This window comes from Acinetobacter sp. YH12239 (genome assembly GCF_013417635.1).
Lineage (GTDB): Bacteria > Pseudomonadota > Gammaproteobacteria > Pseudomonadales > Moraxellaceae > Acinetobacter.
This window is the reverse complement of the sequence record NZ_VPDP01000002.1, coordinates 121924-137479: the sequence shown is the minus strand read 5'-3', so window position 1 is coordinate 137479 and position 15556 is coordinate 121924. Positions and strand designations below refer to the sequence as shown.

At 37.7% G+C, this 15556-nt stretch carries 17 protein-coding genes; 6 read left to right on the top strand and 11 right to left on the bottom strand.

The annotated features are described in order from the left end of the window. The first annotated feature begins 49 nt into the window (after positions 1 to 49). Both FTV17_RS02745 and FTV17_RS02740 read left to right on the top strand, forming a co-directional pair. The gene (locus FTV17_RS02745; RefSeq protein WP_035263634.1) at positions 50 to 487 is read left to right on the top strand and encodes an HIT domain-containing protein; all 438 of its coding nucleotides are present in this window, start codon (positions 50 to 52) and stop codon (positions 485 to 487) included. A gap of 52 nt (positions 488 to 539) precedes the next feature. After that, a complete protein-coding gene (locus tag FTV17_RS02740; RefSeq protein WP_179998077.1) occupies positions 540 to 1982 on the top strand; it encodes an adenylate/guanylate cyclase domain-containing protein in 1443 nt (480 codons plus the stop codon). Between the two features lie 65 nt (positions 1983 to 2047). Here FTV17_RS02740 and fdx read toward each other — a convergent pair whose 3' ends face one another. From fdx to FTV17_RS02700, 8 genes are all read right to left on the bottom strand, one after another. Beyond that, complete coding sequence (gene fdx, locus FTV17_RS02735; RefSeq protein WP_035263630.1) at positions 2048 to 2386, bottom strand: ISC system 2Fe-2S type ferredoxin; 339 nt, start codon at positions 2384 to 2386, stop codon at positions 2048 to 2050. A 16-nt stretch (positions 2387 to 2402) separates the two neighbouring features. Next, positions 2403 to 4262 (bottom strand): Fe-S protein assembly chaperone HscA, encoded by a 1860-nt coding sequence (hscA, locus tag FTV17_RS02730; protein WP_179998076.1) that lies wholly within the window; start codon positions 4260 to 4262, stop codon positions 2403 to 2405. Between the two features lie 37 nt (positions 4263 to 4299). Beyond that, positions 4300 to 4815: a Fe-S protein assembly co-chaperone HscB gene (hscB, locus tag FTV17_RS02725; RefSeq protein ID WP_092766335.1), complete on the bottom strand. Its 516-nt coding sequence runs from the start codon at positions 4813 to 4815 to the stop codon at positions 4300 to 4302. A gap of 101 nt (positions 4816 to 4916) precedes the next feature. Next, positions 4917 to 5237: an iron-sulfur cluster assembly protein IscA gene (gene iscA / locus FTV17_RS02720; RefSeq protein ID WP_035263624.1), complete on the bottom strand. Its 321-nt coding sequence runs from the start codon at positions 5235 to 5237 to the stop codon at positions 4917 to 4919. Between the two features lie 30 nt (positions 5238 to 5267). Next, the gene (iscU, locus tag FTV17_RS02715) at positions 5268 to 5654 is read right to left on the bottom strand and encodes a Fe-S cluster assembly scaffold IscU (RefSeq protein WP_179998075.1); all 387 of its coding nucleotides are present in this window, start codon (positions 5652 to 5654) and stop codon (positions 5268 to 5270) included. 103 nt (positions 5655 to 5757) lie between these two features. Continuing rightward, on the bottom strand, positions 5758 to 6975 hold the full coding sequence (locus FTV17_RS02710) for an IscS subfamily cysteine desulfurase (protein ID WP_035263620.1): 1218 nt from the start codon (positions 6973 to 6975) through the stop codon (positions 5758 to 5760). Position 6976: 1 nt separating this feature from the next. Beyond that, positions 6977 to 7450, bottom strand: a complete 474-nt coding sequence (locus tag FTV17_RS02705; RefSeq protein ID WP_035263618.1) for an Rrf2 family transcriptional regulator — start codon at positions 7448 to 7450, stop codon at positions 6977 to 6979. Positions 7451 to 7589: 139 nt separating this feature from the next. Next, the gene (locus FTV17_RS02700) at positions 7590 to 8240 is read right to left on the bottom strand and encodes a hypothetical protein (RefSeq protein ID WP_179998074.1); all 651 of its coding nucleotides are present in this window, start codon (positions 8238 to 8240) and stop codon (positions 7590 to 7592) included. Positions 8241 to 8473: 233 nt separating this feature from the next. Here FTV17_RS02700 and FTV17_RS02695 point away from each other — a divergent pair, with 233 nt between their 5' ends. From FTV17_RS02695 to FTV17_RS02685, 3 genes are all read left to right on the top strand, one after another. Continuing rightward, positions 8474 to 8902, top strand: coding sequence for a phasin family protein (locus FTV17_RS02695; protein ID WP_179998286.1), 429 nt, complete (start codon positions 8474 to 8476; stop codon positions 8900 to 8902). 168 nt (positions 8903 to 9070) lie between these two features. Continuing rightward, complete coding sequence (locus FTV17_RS02690) at positions 9071 to 9343, top strand: HU family DNA-binding protein (protein WP_035263613.1); 273 nt, start codon at positions 9071 to 9073, stop codon at positions 9341 to 9343. Between the two features lie 128 nt (positions 9344 to 9471). After that, the gene (locus tag FTV17_RS02685) at positions 9472 to 11337 is read left to right on the top strand and encodes a SurA N-terminal domain-containing protein (protein WP_179998073.1); all 1866 of its coding nucleotides are present in this window, start codon (positions 9472 to 9474) and stop codon (positions 11335 to 11337) included. 75 nt (positions 11338 to 11412) lie between these two features. Here the strand turns inward: FTV17_RS02685 and FTV17_RS02680 are convergent, their stop codons facing one another. After that, entirely contained in the window at positions 11413 to 12345 is a 933-nt protein-coding gene (locus tag FTV17_RS02680; protein ID WP_179998072.1) for an AraC family transcriptional regulator, read from the bottom strand. A gap of 188 nt (positions 12346 to 12533) precedes the next feature. Here FTV17_RS02680 and FTV17_RS02675 point away from each other — a divergent pair, with 188 nt between their 5' ends. After that, positions 12534 to 13745, top strand: coding sequence for an alkane 1-monooxygenase (locus FTV17_RS02675; protein ID WP_373687178.1), 1212 nt, complete (start codon positions 12534 to 12536; stop codon positions 13743 to 13745). 38 nt (positions 13746 to 13783) lie between these two features. Here the strand turns inward: FTV17_RS02675 and FTV17_RS02670 are convergent, their stop codons facing one another. Both FTV17_RS02670 and FTV17_RS02665 read right to left on the bottom strand, forming a co-directional pair. Continuing rightward, complete coding sequence (locus tag FTV17_RS02670) at positions 13784 to 14269, bottom strand: GNAT family N-acetyltransferase (RefSeq protein ID WP_179998071.1); 486 nt, start codon at positions 14267 to 14269, stop codon at positions 13784 to 13786. Between the two features lie 73 nt (positions 14270 to 14342). Continuing rightward, complete coding sequence (locus FTV17_RS02665; protein ID WP_179998284.1) at positions 14343 to 15542, bottom strand: acyl-CoA dehydrogenase family protein; 1200 nt, start codon at positions 15540 to 15542, stop codon at positions 14343 to 14345. Between the last annotated feature and the right edge of the window lie 14 nt (positions 15543 to 15556).

Below are 15556 nucleotides of genomic sequence, written 5' to 3'. Positions count from 1 at the left end.
TTGTGTTAGTATTAGCTATCCATTTAATTTTTGCGTCATTTATAAATATATGTTTAGTTTGCATCCACAACTTGCTCAAGATACTTTTTTTGTTGGAGACTTTCCACTTTCAACTTGTCGTTTAATGAATGACATGCAATTTCCATGGTTGATTTTGGTACCGCGCGTTCCTGGTGTAACTGAATTATATGAATTAAGCCAAGCAGACCAAGAACAATTTTTAAGAGAATCTAGCTGGTTATCTAGTCAATTATCTCGAGTTTTCCGTGCGGATAAAATGAACGTTGCAGCACTAGGAAATATGGTTCCTCAACTTCATTTTCATCATGTAGTTCGTTATCAGAATGATTCTGCATGGCCTAAGCCTGTTTGGGGGGCTTCACCTGCAGTTCCTTACAGTAATGATGTTTTAGCGCATATGCGTCAAACGCTCATGCTCGCGCTTCGTGGTCAAGGTGACATGCCTTTTGATTGGCGTATGGAGTAAATACGTCAATTTCAGGGAAGAATAAAAATAATGTGAATTGAGGTAATAGCAATTGCCATTTGAACGAATGCTGGATAAAGAGCCACAGCAATTTGAAGTACTCCTCAGGATGATGGGGTATGTGATGATCGCGATTCTTGTTGTGATCTATTATTTCACTTCACAAAACCAAAATTATCAGATTTTATACCCTCTATTTATTTTCTTGCTGATTCTATTGGCACCCCGAATTTCACACAGCATCCAATATCGTTATGGTAGTAAAACCAGACGTTTTGCGTTCTTTATTATTGATGTTGTTGTTGTTGCTGCCGCCTTAGCAGCAGTGCATTTAAGTTTGTTGCCAACATTTGTGTTTCTGTTCGGATTGGTGTTTACCGCCGTTAATAATAAAATTTCGATGATGGTGAGTTCGATTGCAATTTTGGTCGCGATCATTGTTTTTTATATTTGTACAATTTTTATTTTTGGTTTTGAAGATTATTTCCAGCAAACTTCAATCGAATTATCCGTAGTCTCGTGCATATGTGCGATTCTTTTTGTGAATTTTGCCAATTATTATCAGAATCGACGTGTAAAAAAATTAGATGTTCAACGTCAAACTTATTTTAAAGAAATGAATCGATATATTGAATTGTCGAATCAGTTAAGCCGCTATGCACCAATTCAATTGTGGCAATCAATCATGCGTGGTGAAACTGAAGCGAAACTTGAATATAAACGAAAAAAAATTACGATTTTTTTCTCTGATATTCAGGGATTTACTGAGCTTTCAGAGACTCTTATTCCAGATGACTTAGCTTTTGTTTTGAATGATTATCTGAGCCATATGACTGAAATTGCCAAGCAATATGGTGGAACAATTGACAAGTTTATGGGTGACGCGATTCTCATTTTCTTTGGAGATCCAGATTCGCAAGGTGTTGAACAGGATGCCAAAAATTGCATCGATATGGCGATGGCAATGCGTCAACAAATGAAATTTTTGCGTGAACGCTGGGTGAAAATGGGATACTCAGCATTGCATATACGTATGGGCATTAGTACTGGTTATTGTCACGTTGGTAACTATGGCGCAGTTCATCGAATGGCATATACCATTGTTGGGCGGGATGCGAATTTAGCTGCAAGACTTCAAAATGCTGCAGAAATTGATGAAATTTTAATCTCGGATGAGACTTATAAGTTAGTTAAAAACTATTATCTTTGTGCACCTCAGGAACCTATAGAGCTGAAAGGGATTCATGGTTCAATTAAAAGTTGGCAGGTCATGGAAAAATATAGCACCAAGCAAACCCATCAACATTGGTTTGATTATGAGTACAAAGGGTTTCAACTGGTGCTGAATATGGAAGAAGTACAAAATTACGAATATGCTGAATTAATCGCAGTTTTAGAAAAAATGATTGAACGTATTAAACTTCAGCAGGATTTAACTAACTCTTCTGGTATTGTGAAGTTAAAACTATCTGATGAAGTAAAATATCTAAATTAGAATTTTATATCTACATAAATAAAAAGGTCACTTAAGTGACCTTTTTTATATAGTTTTACAAATGATTAATGATTTTCAGAAGCATGGTTAATCGTGTACTTCGGAATTTCAACTTCTAAATCATCATTTTCAATTTTTACTTGGCAAGAAAGACGTGAATCTGGCTCTAGACCCCAAGCACGATCGAGTAAATCTGCTTCTACATCATTCATTTCTTCAAGACCATCAAAACCTTTACGAACAATGACATGGCAGGTCGTACAAGCTGCAGACATATCACAAGCATGTTCAATTTTGATACCATTTTTTAGAAGGCTTTCGCAAAGATTGGCATTTTGCTCAACTTCAAACTCAGCACCTTCAGGGCAAATTTGCGCATGTGGAAGAACTTTAATACGTGGCATAAATTTTTACCTATGTTTAGTTTGAGTTTGACCAATCGTCAAGTTTAGTGCCTTTGAGAGCATGATCAATATGTTGATTCATTCGTTTTGCAGCAAATGCATCACTATGAACTTTTAACGCAGCAACAGCAGCTTCAATTGCTTCAATATCAGAAGTTTCAAGTTGTTGAGCCAAATGAGTTTGTGCAGAAATTAAATCCTGAGCTTCCTGTTCAGTCAAGAGTTTAATATCAGCTTTAAGCGCTTGAGAAAGAGCTTCAAGTTCTCGTTGAGCCTCAACTTTAGTTTCATGTAAATGACGAAGGGCTTTATCTTCTGCTGCAAATTTAAAACCATCAACCAGTAGGCGCTCCATATCAGTATCAGATAAACCGTATGATGGTTTAATATCGATCTGAGCTGAGACGTTAGATGTTGTTTCACGAGCAGATACCGATAAGAGACCGTCAGCATCGACTTGATAAGTCACTTCAATGCGTGCTTGACCAGCAGTCATCGGTGGAATGCCGCGTAAAACAAAACGTCCGAGACTACGGCAATGTTCTACTAAATCGCGCTCACCTTGGACAACATGGATTAACATCGCAGTTTGACCATCTTGATACGTGGTGAACTCTTGACGACGAGCGACAGGAATTGCAGTATTACGTGAAATTAATCTCTCTACTAATCCACCCATGGTTTCAATACCAAGTGATAATGGTGTTACATCAAGTAGTAAAGAACCATCGGTGCTATTACCAATTAATTGGTTGGCAGTAATTGCAGCACCAATTGCAACGACTTCATCTGGATTAATGGTACACAGAGGTTCTTGACTAAATACTTCTGCTACAGCTTTTTGTACCGCATAAGAGCGAGTAGAGCCACCAACTAAAACGACATTTTTAATATCGTCTAATTCCAATTTAGCATCACGTAATACTCGTTTGCACACTGAAATCGTTTTATCTAGAGCAACTTTAATGATGCTTTCAAACGTTGCACGATCCAATGTTAATTCGTTTTCTAAAAGCTGAAGATTAACTTGATCTTGGTCCGATAAAGCTTCTTTAGCTTTACGTGCTGCAACAAGGAAGTGTGCATACTCGTTATCATCTAAGGTCTCGATATTGAGTGATTTTTTAGCCCACTTGACGATAAGACGATCTAAATCATCGCCTCCAAGTGCAGTGTGTCCACCTGTAGCGAGTACCTCAAATACACCCTGTGAGAAACGTAGGATGGATACGTCGAAAGTACCACCACCTAAGTCGTAAATCACATAATTTTGATCTGTACTTAAATTTGTTGCTTGATCTAAACCATACGCTACAGCTGCTGCTGTAGGTTCGTTTAATAATCTCAGTACGTTTAAACCAGCGAGCTGTGCAGCGTCTCGTGTTGCTTGACGTTGTGCCTCATCAAAATAGGCAGGTACTGTAATGACAGCACCATTTATGGGATTTTTTAAACTTGCTTCAGCGCGATCTTTTAGATTTTTTAGAATGTCAGCAGAAATTTCAACAGGTGTTTTACGACCTTGTGCTGTTTCAAAAGCAGGCATCTGATTGTCTTCACCCACCAATTGATACGGGTGTTGAAATTTAATATCAGCTTTTGAGCGTCCCATAAAACGTTTTACAGAAACAATAGTATTCTGTGGGTCACGAGTTATAAACGGTTTTGCGTCATTGCCGAGCACAGTAGAGTTTTCAGCATAATGTACGATAGAAGGAAGTAACACTTGACCTTGTTCATCGTTTAGAACTTTAGGTTTGCCAGAAAGCACAGTTGCTACAAGAGAGTGGGTCGTACCTAAATCAATACCAATAGCAATGCGATGTTCATGTGGCGCACTTGATTGTCCAGGTTCAGCAATTTGCAAGAGTGCCATGTGTTAAATCCCTTGAAAATAAAACAAAAAAATAAAATTAGAATTCGTCATCTAGGTCAAAATCTTCATCATCGAGAATACGATCTTCAGCTTGATGTATATCATTCATCACTTTTTGGAAGAAACGTAATTTTCGAACAGTATCGCGAGACTCAGCCCAATCTTCAGCTTCATAGTCTATTTTGAATTCACGAACTAAACCATCGATCCATTGTTGCACTTCAGTTTTTAAAGATGAAAGTTGTTCAGAACTTTGAGCTTCATCTAACTGTTCACGAATTTCTAATGCAGATTGTAAAAATTCGAAATCATTGATGGATTGATCTAAATGATAGTCTTGTTTTTTGAGTGTGAGTAAATATCCAGCACGACTGTCAACTTGAGATAGAACTTTATAAGCTTGATTGATTTCGCTAGATTTGATCAAGGCTTGGTCTTTATTTTCAGCTTTATCTGGATGATATTGTTGCTGCAATTTTAGAAAGTTAGCTTTCAAAGTTGCTAAATCAATATCGAGTGCTACAGGGAGATTAAACAACTCAAAATGATTCATGGATTGGAAATTCCAAAATAGTGAGAAATAAAAGTGGGCGCTGAATAGAATTAAAACAGTGCAAGGCACTGTTTTAATCAGGTAAAAAGAGAATGATTATTTTAAACAGTGAAAGATTCACCACAACCACATTCACCTTTCTTGTTCGGGTTATTGAACTCAAAACCTTCGTTTAGACCATTTTTAACATAGTCCATTTCCATACCTTCTAGATAAACAAGGCTCTTCGGATCAACGAAAACTTTAACCCCAAACTGTTCAAAGACTTGATCATGTTCATCAACTTCATCAACGAATTCGAGAACATAAGCCAATCCAGAACAACCTGAAGTTTTCACACCAACGCGAATACCTTCACCCTTACCGCGATTCAATAAATAATTGCTGATATGAGTTGCAGCATTTTCAGTTAAATTGATCATGAAAACTCCATTCAATCATCAAGCGCTAAATTAAGCTTTCGCTTTTTTGCTACGGTAGTCTTCTACAGCAGCTTTAATTGCATCTTCTGCAAGTACAGAGCAGTGTACTTTTACAGGAGGAAGCGCAAGTTCATTTGCAATATCAATATTCTTGATTTGCTGTGCTTGATCTAAAGTTTTACCTTTTAGCCATTCAGTTACAAGTGAACTTGAAGCAATTGCAGAACCACATCCGTAAGTTTTGAAGCGAGCTTCTTCAATTACACCATTGTCATCCACTTGGATTTGAAGACGCATAACGTCACCACAAGCTGGCGCACCGACCATACCTGTACCTACGTTTTCTGCGTTTTTATCTAAAACACCAACATTACGAGGATTTTCGTAATGATCAATCACTTTTTCGCTATAAGCCATGATGCGTCTCCAAACCTCAGGGTCGGCTGATAATATTTAATATGGGTGCATCTTATTAAATTTCAATATTTAAGCTTAATAAGATGCATGTGTTTGGTTTAAATTAGTGTTCTGTCCATTCAACTTTTGACAGATCAATCCCTTCTTTGTACATATCCCAAAGTGGAGAAAGGTCACGTAATTTTTCTACAGCAGCTTTAGTCACTTCTAGTACATGATCAATGTCTTCTTCAGTCGTATATTTACCAAAACTGAAGCGAATTGAACTGTGTGCTAACTCGTCAGATAAACCTAATGCACGAAGAACATAAGAAGGTTCTAATGTTGCAGAAGTACAAGCTGAACCAGATGAAACAGCAGCATCTTTAAGTGACATCATTAAAGATTCACCCTCAACGAAGTTAAAACTTACGTTTAAGTAGTTTGCTACGTTTTGAGTCGGGTGACCATTTAAGAAAACTTGTTCAAGATCTTGTAGACCATTCCAAAGTTTGTCACGTAGAGTGCGTAAACGAGTTTGTTCAGCAACTAGGTTTTTACCTGCAAGTTCAAATGCTTCACCCATACCAACGATTTGGTGAGTTGCAAGCGTACCAGAACGCATACCGCGCTCATGACCACCACCATGCATTTGAGCTTTAAGACGCACACGTGGACTACGACGTACGTAAAGTGCACCGATACCTTTAGGACCATAAATTTTGTGAGCAGAGAAACTCATTAAATCAATTTTCATGGTTGATAAATCGATTTCAACTTTACCAGCTGCTTGAGCAGCATCTACGTGGAAATATGTCTTATTCGCGCGAGTTAATTCACCAATAGCGGCAACATCAGTCACAGTACCAATTTCATTATTGACCATCATTAATGAAACAAGAATTGTATCAGGACGTAAAGCAGCTTGAACCATTTCAGGAGTAATTAGACCTGTTTGAGCTTCTGGTTCAAGATAGGTAATTTCAAAGCCTTCTTGTTCTAATTCACGGCAAGTATCTAAAATTGCTTTATGTTCAATTTTACTCGTAATAATGTGTTTGCCTTTTGAAGCGTAGAACTGTGCAACACCTTTTAGTGCAAGGTTGTCAGATTCTGTAGCGCCAGATGTCCAAACGATTTCGCGTGGATCTGCTTTTACAAGATTTGCAACTTGCTCACGAGCGTATTCAACTTTTTCTTCAGCTTGCCAACCATATGCGTGCGAACGTGATGCAGGGTTACCAAAAGTCCCATCGAATGTAAGGCATTCCATCATGCGCTCAGCAACTTGTGGGTCGACTGGAGTCGTTGCAGCATAATCAAGATAAATTGGACGTTTCATGTCAAATACCTGTAACCGATAAAAGGGCTGAATCTAATGGAGCTGTATTCTGGCGGATCGCAACAGTTTGAACGTTATCGCGAGCAACTAAATCAGCAAGAGAGATTTTAGCTAAGTAATCGGCAATGTGGAGGGAGAGTTCTTGCCATAAATCGTGAGTTAAACACATTGCGCCATTTTGGCAGTTACCTTTGTGGTCACAACGTGTTGCATCAACAGTTTCGTTTACAGCTTCAATAATTTCTAAGACCGTAATATCAGAAGCATTACGCGCTAAATGGTATCCACCATTAGCACCACGTACACTCGAAACCAAGCCATGACGCTTTAATTTAGCAAATAGTTGTTCTAAATAAGCCACAGAAATAGTTTGGCGAGTAGCAATTTCTGCCAAAGTAATGGTTTGTTCAGTCGGCTGCAAAGCTAGATCAAGTAATGCAGTCACTGCGTAGCGACCGCGAGTGGTTAAGCGCATGATTCGATACACGTGTAAAAGGCTAGATGATGAAATTTTATGAATTCCGACTAATTTAGTCAAGTATTTTTTCTAAAAACCAACTAAATTAATCGGAATTAAATATGGCGAGGATTTAAACAGATAAAACTTTATTATTTTAATAAATAATCAATAAATTATACACGATTAAAGCCACGAATAGAACCGAAACTATCCCGAACGCAATATTGATACGTTTTTGGTTGGTTTGCATGCGACGAATACGATTTTTATATTGTTTTACCTCTACTTGAAGTGTATTGATTTTAGATCTTTGTAAGTCAATTTTTTCAAGTAATGGTGCAATGCGTTTTCTCGAAGCCTTTGTATCTTGGTCTTCAGAAGCTGTTGTTAACCAGTTTTTCCAATCTGAAAGTAATTTCGGTGTTGAGAGATGTAATGCTAAATCTCTGAATTCGTCTTTAAGGGTTTGATCACCTTCAATACGCATTTTTTTCAAACTTCTGCGGTTTGCAAACCCGAAAATTTGAATGATATCGACTAAAGTACTACTTACCTTGAGGTCAGGTTCTTTTTCTGGCGCTTGAAGGTCAAATAAGATGCCTTTATCCGTAAATTGGATATAAAAGTCAAAATAGGGGATATAACTATTCATTTTAATTGTAATTTGTTGTTCTACAAATTTTTTTGCTTGAAGGCGAACAACACGGTCATGTTTTAAGACGAAAGAATAGAATGTCTCTAAAACTAACATAACAATGTTAAGCAACAAACGGGTATGACCTTGTTGTTGTTGCGATTCACTCATAAAAAAATCCTATTCAAATTTAATAAATCTAAAAAGTTCTATTAACACAAACTTAAATTAAGTCTAAGATTACATCATTTATCATTGCTTTGTAGAACAGTTTTGAACAAGGTTCAATAGCGATATTTGATATTATCAATGTATTTTATGCACGAATAGTCAGTTTAGAGGCTAAAATATACAGGAGTATAACTGTGGATCAAGATTTAAATAACAATAAAGAACAGGAATTAATGGATAACACGCAACCTTCAAACTCACGCAAAACAAAGCATCAACGCAAATCTCCACTTGATTTTCGTAAATATACTAAACAAATTTGGCTTGCTGGTTTAGGTGCTTTTTCTCGTGCAGAAGAAGAAGGAAATAAAATGTTTGACTCTTTAGTCAAAGTTGGAGAAGAGCTCGAATCAAAAACGGTTGAACTGACAGATCAAACGGTAAATAAAGTTGCGGAAAAAACGAAAGAGTCTGTAACGGATAAAAAAGATAAGGTGGAAAAACTTTTAGATCATGGGGTAAGTACTTCGCTTAATCGTATTGGGCTTGTCTCAACTAAAGACGTACAACATCTTGAAAATATGATTTTAGATATTCATCAGAAATTAGATGTGCTCATCGCTGAAAATCAAGCTTTACGGGCGAAACTTGAAAAAAAATGATGGATTGAGAGTTAAAATGGTAATTTTGGTATTTTTTGTCGCTTATTTTGATTAAAACAGGTCGAGCAGTATTGCGTTTCCCCCCAAAGCATTGCTATAAAGTCGTTATGGCCTTTTAAAATACAAGCCTTGGATTTTAAACAAACGATATAAGAGGACGTAATCTTCATGAATAAATCAGAATTGATCGATGCAATTGCAGAGAAAGGGGGATTGTCTAAGACTGATGCTGGTAAGGCATTGGACGCGACTATTGCTTCTATTGGCGAAGCGCTGAAAAAAGGTGACTCTGTTACTTTAGTAGGATTTGGTACTTTCAGCGTTAAAGATCGTGCTGCACGCACAGGTCGTAACCCGAAGACTGGCGAAGAATTACAAATTAAAGCAAGTAAAGTTCCAAGCTTTAAAGCTGGTAAAGGTTTAAAAGATTCTGTAGCTTAATTCTTATTAAGTCCAAAACGCGCCGACTTGGCGCGTTTTTTATTAAAAAGAAAATTTATGCCTTGATCTGATATATTCGATATGGATTATCAGTTAGAATCGCTGTGAAATAAAATATTGGAATACCTATGGAATCGTTTCGTAAACTCATTAAAGGGTGGCTCGGCAAAGTCCTTCTAGTATTATTTTTGACACCATTGGCATTGGTCGGTATTGAAGGCTATTTCGGTGGTGGAAACAAAGATGGAATTGCTAAAACCGTTAATGATTTAGAAATTTCTAATAAAGAGCTAGAAGTTCAAACGAAGAACTATAAAGATCAATTCTTACAAATGGTTCAAGGTGATGAATCACTTCTGAATCAATCATATATTGAACAAATGGCTCTAGATAGTTTAATTGATCGTGCTTTATTGGTTCAGCAGGCTGAAAAGTTAGGCATTAGTTTAAGTGATGCTCAGATTGAGCAAATGATTGCTCAACAGCCAAGTCTGCAGGTTGATGGTAAATTTTCACAACAAGCTTATGAAAACTATCTTCGATCAATTAATATGACGAGCCAGGGTCTAATCCAAAATTTAAGACAAGATCATGCGCTTCAAATGTTAGTTTCAAGCATTCGTGATAATTCTTTGGTAAGCCAAAGTGATATTCAGCAAATCGCAAATCTACAAGGTGAGCAACGTACGTTATTTATGTCATCTGTAAAATTGGATGATTACAAAACGTCTGTAAAAATAACTGATGCTGAAGTCGCTGCTTATTATGAAAAACATAAAGTGCTGTTTAAGCAACCTGCCTCAGTTGATCTTGATTATGTATTGGTAACGCCTGCTATGGTAGCAAATGCCACAACAACTGTTACAGATGCAGAATTAAAACAAGCTTATGATCAATATGTAACTCAACAAAATAAAAATGCCAAAGTTGAAGTCCAACATATTTTGATTACAACAGATAATCGTACTGCGCTTGAGGCTGAAAAAATAGCCAATGAGGTCTATGCAAAAATTAAATCAGGATTATCTTTTGCAGAGGCTGCTCAACAGTATTCTGAAGATTCTAGTTCTAAAGATAATGCGGGCCGAGTTGATGGTTATGAAGCTGGTGTATTCGGTGATGCTTTTGATAATGCAGTTCAAGCTTCAAAAGGTACGATTTCTAAGCCAGTAAAAACCGATTTTGGTGTACACATTATTCAAGCTAAAGCTGATCAAGTGAGTGTTGCTAGTTTTGAGTCTGAAAAAGCACGTCTTGAAGCTGATTTATTAAAATCTAAAAATGCCAATGCTTATTCTGATTTAGTGAATGGTTTAAATGAGCTCGTTGTCAGTAGTGACGCACTGGATGTAGTTCCTCAGGAATTAAAATCGGCTAAATTGGTTGCTGCGAATAATGTAACTCTTGCCACTCAAAATACAGTCCTAGCGGATCCTGCTGTAAAATCTAAGATCTTTAGTCAAGATGTAAAAAATGGTGATCGTAACGCGACCAGCAATATACAATTGGCTAATGGTGATACAGTTTGGTTGAAAGTTCGTGAATACCGTGAAGCTGGTGTTCAACCTTTATCAGTAGCCAAAGCGAAGGTTAAAGAAAAGCTGTTGAATCAAAAGGCATATGAAGCTGCTCAAGCAAAAGTTGCTGCAATGTTAAAGGATTTTAAAACACTACCTTCACAGCAGGTTTTAACTAAGCATCAGCAATCTTTCGTAAATGCTGGTGTTTTTACTCGTTCTCAAGGTCTTAAACGAGAAATTGAACGTGCTGCATTTAGTGTGCCTGCACCTAAAGCAGGAATGTGGTCTGTGACTACAGCACAATTACCAAATGAAATGGTAATTATCGGTGTGGCTGAGGTAAAAAAACCATCTATGGATTCGATTTCGGCTGAAGAAAAACAGCAGCTTGCACAGCTTTATCAAAACTATCGTGGTACACAATTACTTAAAGATTACACTGAGTATTTAAAGTCAGTTGCAAAAATCAAGTAACTCACCAGTAATTCTATCTTCATAAAAAAAGCACTTCGGTGCTTTTTTTATTTTGCTATGATTTATTCAATTCGATTAATTCAAATAAGTATTACGATATTGGCTTGGACTGCATAGATAATGTTTTTTGAAGGCTTGACTAAATGCAGTCTCTGATGAATAACCAACTTTGTGCGCAATTTGTTGAATTGAAAGCTGGCTCAAGCGTAAAAGTTGACTGGCTAATCTTAAACGGTGTTTCTGTAAGTATGCTAATGGTGTTTCATTCACCATATTTTGAAATAAATGAGCGAATTTTGAACGCGACATAAAGCAAGTTTCTGCCAATGATTCTACAGTCCAGTTTCGTTCTGGTTGGCTGTGAATCGCTGAAAATGCAGGGCTCAGTTCTGGGTGAGTAAGAGCATTTAACCAGTTATTCTGGTCTGTAAGCGTGGAAATGTAATCTCTCACGCATTCGATTAACATAATACTCACCACGTGATCCATAATCTTATGTCGACCCGGTCGGTTCATCTTGGTTTCATCAGCCACGAAATAAAGCCCGATCCTTAACCACTCCGGCTCTCTAGCATTCAGTGCATTGTTTAAATGGATATAAGTGGGTAAGGCTTGGATCAATGGTCCACCCATAATACTGTCCATATTAGATCGTATACTGAAGATGAGAGATTTCTCAGATTTATCATCTTCGTCACCGAGGATAATTTCATCATCTCTTAAACCTTTAAATAAATGTTCTATTTGAGTAATGTTGACTAATCTTTGTTCTTGATGGCTATAGGCTTGATGTGACATTCCAGAAGGAATAATTGCCATATCTCCAGCTTTTAAGTGTAGCTGTTCGCCATTTTGAAATTTAAAAAAGGCTTCACCGTATAATAAAATATAGGTAATCATGGCTGTTTGATGACTTAACTCAAAAGCCCATTTACCTTGTGCTTGAAGGTAGAGATATTCCGTATTTTTGAGGTGAATATCTTCAAAAACTTGACTGAGGGCATCCATGTTTTTTGTATATTTCCTATACGCTCACAATTGCTGAATTTTAACATGCGTAAAGCTTTCTATAATGAATTTTAGCTTCAAAATCGTTGTTGAAATACGACCCAATAGCTTTTTTGGACGATTACGACTGTATTTGCAATCTTAAATAGCCAAAGATAAAAATAAGAAATAGAAAAGGAAAATTGCAAGTGAATGCAAAGGTAAAAGTTGAAGAGTTATTGAGTCAGAACCCGATAGCACAAGGCTTACAACTGGATAAGAAACGTTACTTGTGGTTGCTTAGTCCAGCATTGCCTGTATTAGGGATGGGTTTTTTGGCTGGATATCAATACGGACCTAAAGCGACTAAGAAATTGTTTGCATTAGGTGGACCTTTATTATTACACGTAATTATTCCCACCATTGATGCTTTGGTCGGTACTGATGAGAATAATCCGAGTGATGAACAGATCAAAAAATTAGTCAGTGATCCTTACTATGATCGTATAGTAAAAATGTTTGTTCCTTTACAATATGCAGCCAATTTTTTTGCTGGATACGTGGTCTCTCGTAAAGAAACCCCATTGTTGGATCAGTTGTTGATTGGTTGTACTATGGGGTTGATCAACGGTATTGGTGTGAATACTGCCCATGAACTATGCCATCGAACGAAGCGTGCAGATCATTATTGGTCACACGTGACACTAGCACCACTTGGATACAATCATTTCCGTATCGAGCACCCATATGGGCATCATAAGCGCGCAGCTACTCCAGAAGATCCAGCGACCTCTAAGATGGGTGAGACCTTTTACGAGTTTCTTCCAAGAACCATTAGCGGTGGCTTGAAGTCAGCAATACAGATTGAAAAACATCGATTAAATCGTAAGGGTGAGTCGTTCTTTTCACTGAAAAATGAGCTATTTCACGGCGCAGCCATTAGTGCAACTTTTCACGCAACGATGCTAAAACTGTATGGTAAGAAAATTTTACCATTCTTAGCCATACAGTCACTTTACGGTGTGACTTTATTTGAAATGGTCAACTATCTTGAGCACTACGGCTTATTGCGAGAAAAGAAGGAAGATGGAAGTTATTCGCGTACTATGCCTGAACATAGTTGGAATAATAATAACATCACAACCAATCTATTCTTATACCAGTTGCAGCGCCATTCGGATCATCATGCTTATCCGACACGACCCTTCCAAGCATTGAGAAACTTTGAAGAAGCGCCAGTGTTGCCAAGTGGATATGCGACGATGTTGATTCCAGTTTTAATACCTAAGTTATGGTTTAAAATTATGGATAAGCGCATATTTGACCATTATGGTGGCGATTTAAATAAAGCCAATATCCATCCTAAACGACGAGCAAAAATTTTTAAAAAATTTGGTGTTATTGATAAATTATTGGGCTAACACTCAAAAATAAAAAAACCGACCATGGGTCGGTTTTTTTATAATACTTTTAACATGCGTATTTCGCATGCATCACTATGTCCAGTATTTCCTAATGGGTGTTGTAGATGTTGAAAACCTAATTTTTCATATAATTTTACAGCCTGCCAGAGAGATGCTGTAGTTTCGAGATAAATTTGCGTGTAACCCTGATCTCGTGCAAATTGGATACATTTTTCTAGAATTTGTTTTGCAAAACCCAAACCTCGTATTGAGGGCATGAAATACATCTTTTGTATCTCTAGAGTGTTTTCGTCGCCCAGCAAAGGTGCAATGCCTCCACCACCTAAGACCTCGTGTTGGTCATTGCTAATAACCCAATATATCGATTGAGGTTGTGTATAAACGTCATAGAGTTGATCTAGAATTGGATCTGCAACTGCGAAGCCTGATTCAGCAGCGAGACCAAACTCCACTGAGACTTCACGGATGATTTTTGCAATATGGGGATTATCTTGGGGTTGAATAGTTCGAATAAAGTACATAATCGATGAAACTTAGTAAATTTTCACAGAGTATATCTAAGTTTCATCGCAGTTGAATTTAATTCAACGTGATTTATTTCAATTCGCTTGATGATTTTCCAAGTTCACGGCGCGCAACAATAAGCTGTTGAATTTGTTGTGTGCCCTCGAAGATATCTAGGATTTTGGAGTCGCGCGCCCATTTTTCCAATAACTCATCTTCGGTGTAGCCTACACTTGCAGCAAGTTCGACACACTTCAATGTAATTTCATTACAAATGCGTCCAGCTTTCGCTTTTGCAATAGAAGCTTCACGCGAGTTAGGCTTTTTATTGTCTGCCATCCATGCAGCTTTTAGGGTTAATAAACGTGCAGCTTCCCATTCTGCTTCCATGCGATAAATCTGAGCTGCAATATTTGAGGATTGAAGGTAAGGAGCGGCATATTCAGCATCTAGTTGGTCTTTAAAAATTTCCTTGATACGCTCTAAAGACGCTTTAGAGCACCCAACTGCCATTGCAGCCACAAGAGGGCGTGTATTATCAAAAGTTTCCATGACGCCTGCGAAACCTTTTGCAACATCGATTTCAGCATTACCTAATAAATTTGCAGCAGGGACGCGACAATCGATAAAGCGAATGACAGCAGTATCTGAAGCTTTAATTCCGAGTTTATGTTCAAGACGTTCTACGGTCATGCCAGGCGTGCCTTTAGGAACAACAAATGATTTGATTGCTGCACGCCCAAGTTTTTTATCGAGTGTTGCCCAAACCACGACTGAATCAGCTCGTTCGCCAGAAGTGACGAAAATTTTCTCGCCATTTAAAATATAATCATCACCATCTTTAGTCGCTGTGGTGCGTATTGCTGCAGAATCAGATCCACAGCCTGGCTCGGTAATTGCCATCGCAGCCCAAGTTCCCTTGAAGCGCTCAAGTTGCTCTTCATTGGCTACAGCAGCAATTGCAGAGTTACCTAATCCTTGGCGAGGCATGGTAAGTAATAAACCAGTATCGCCATAACACATCTCAATTACACCTAAAGCAGTAGACATGTTCACGCCATTTTTGTTGCCTTGAGTCGTATCTCCACGTTTATTGACGGCAGCGCCAGCATTCATACCATCGCCACCTTCATTCATACCATCCAATAGGGATGCTAACATGTCGAGTTCTTTGGGATAAGCATGTTCAGCTTTATCATATTTGCGTGAAATAGGGCGAAGCACGTTTAACGCTGTTTGGTGAGCTTGATCAACAAGCATTTTAAATTTTTTCGGATTTTCTAAATTCATCATCTTTGACCTTA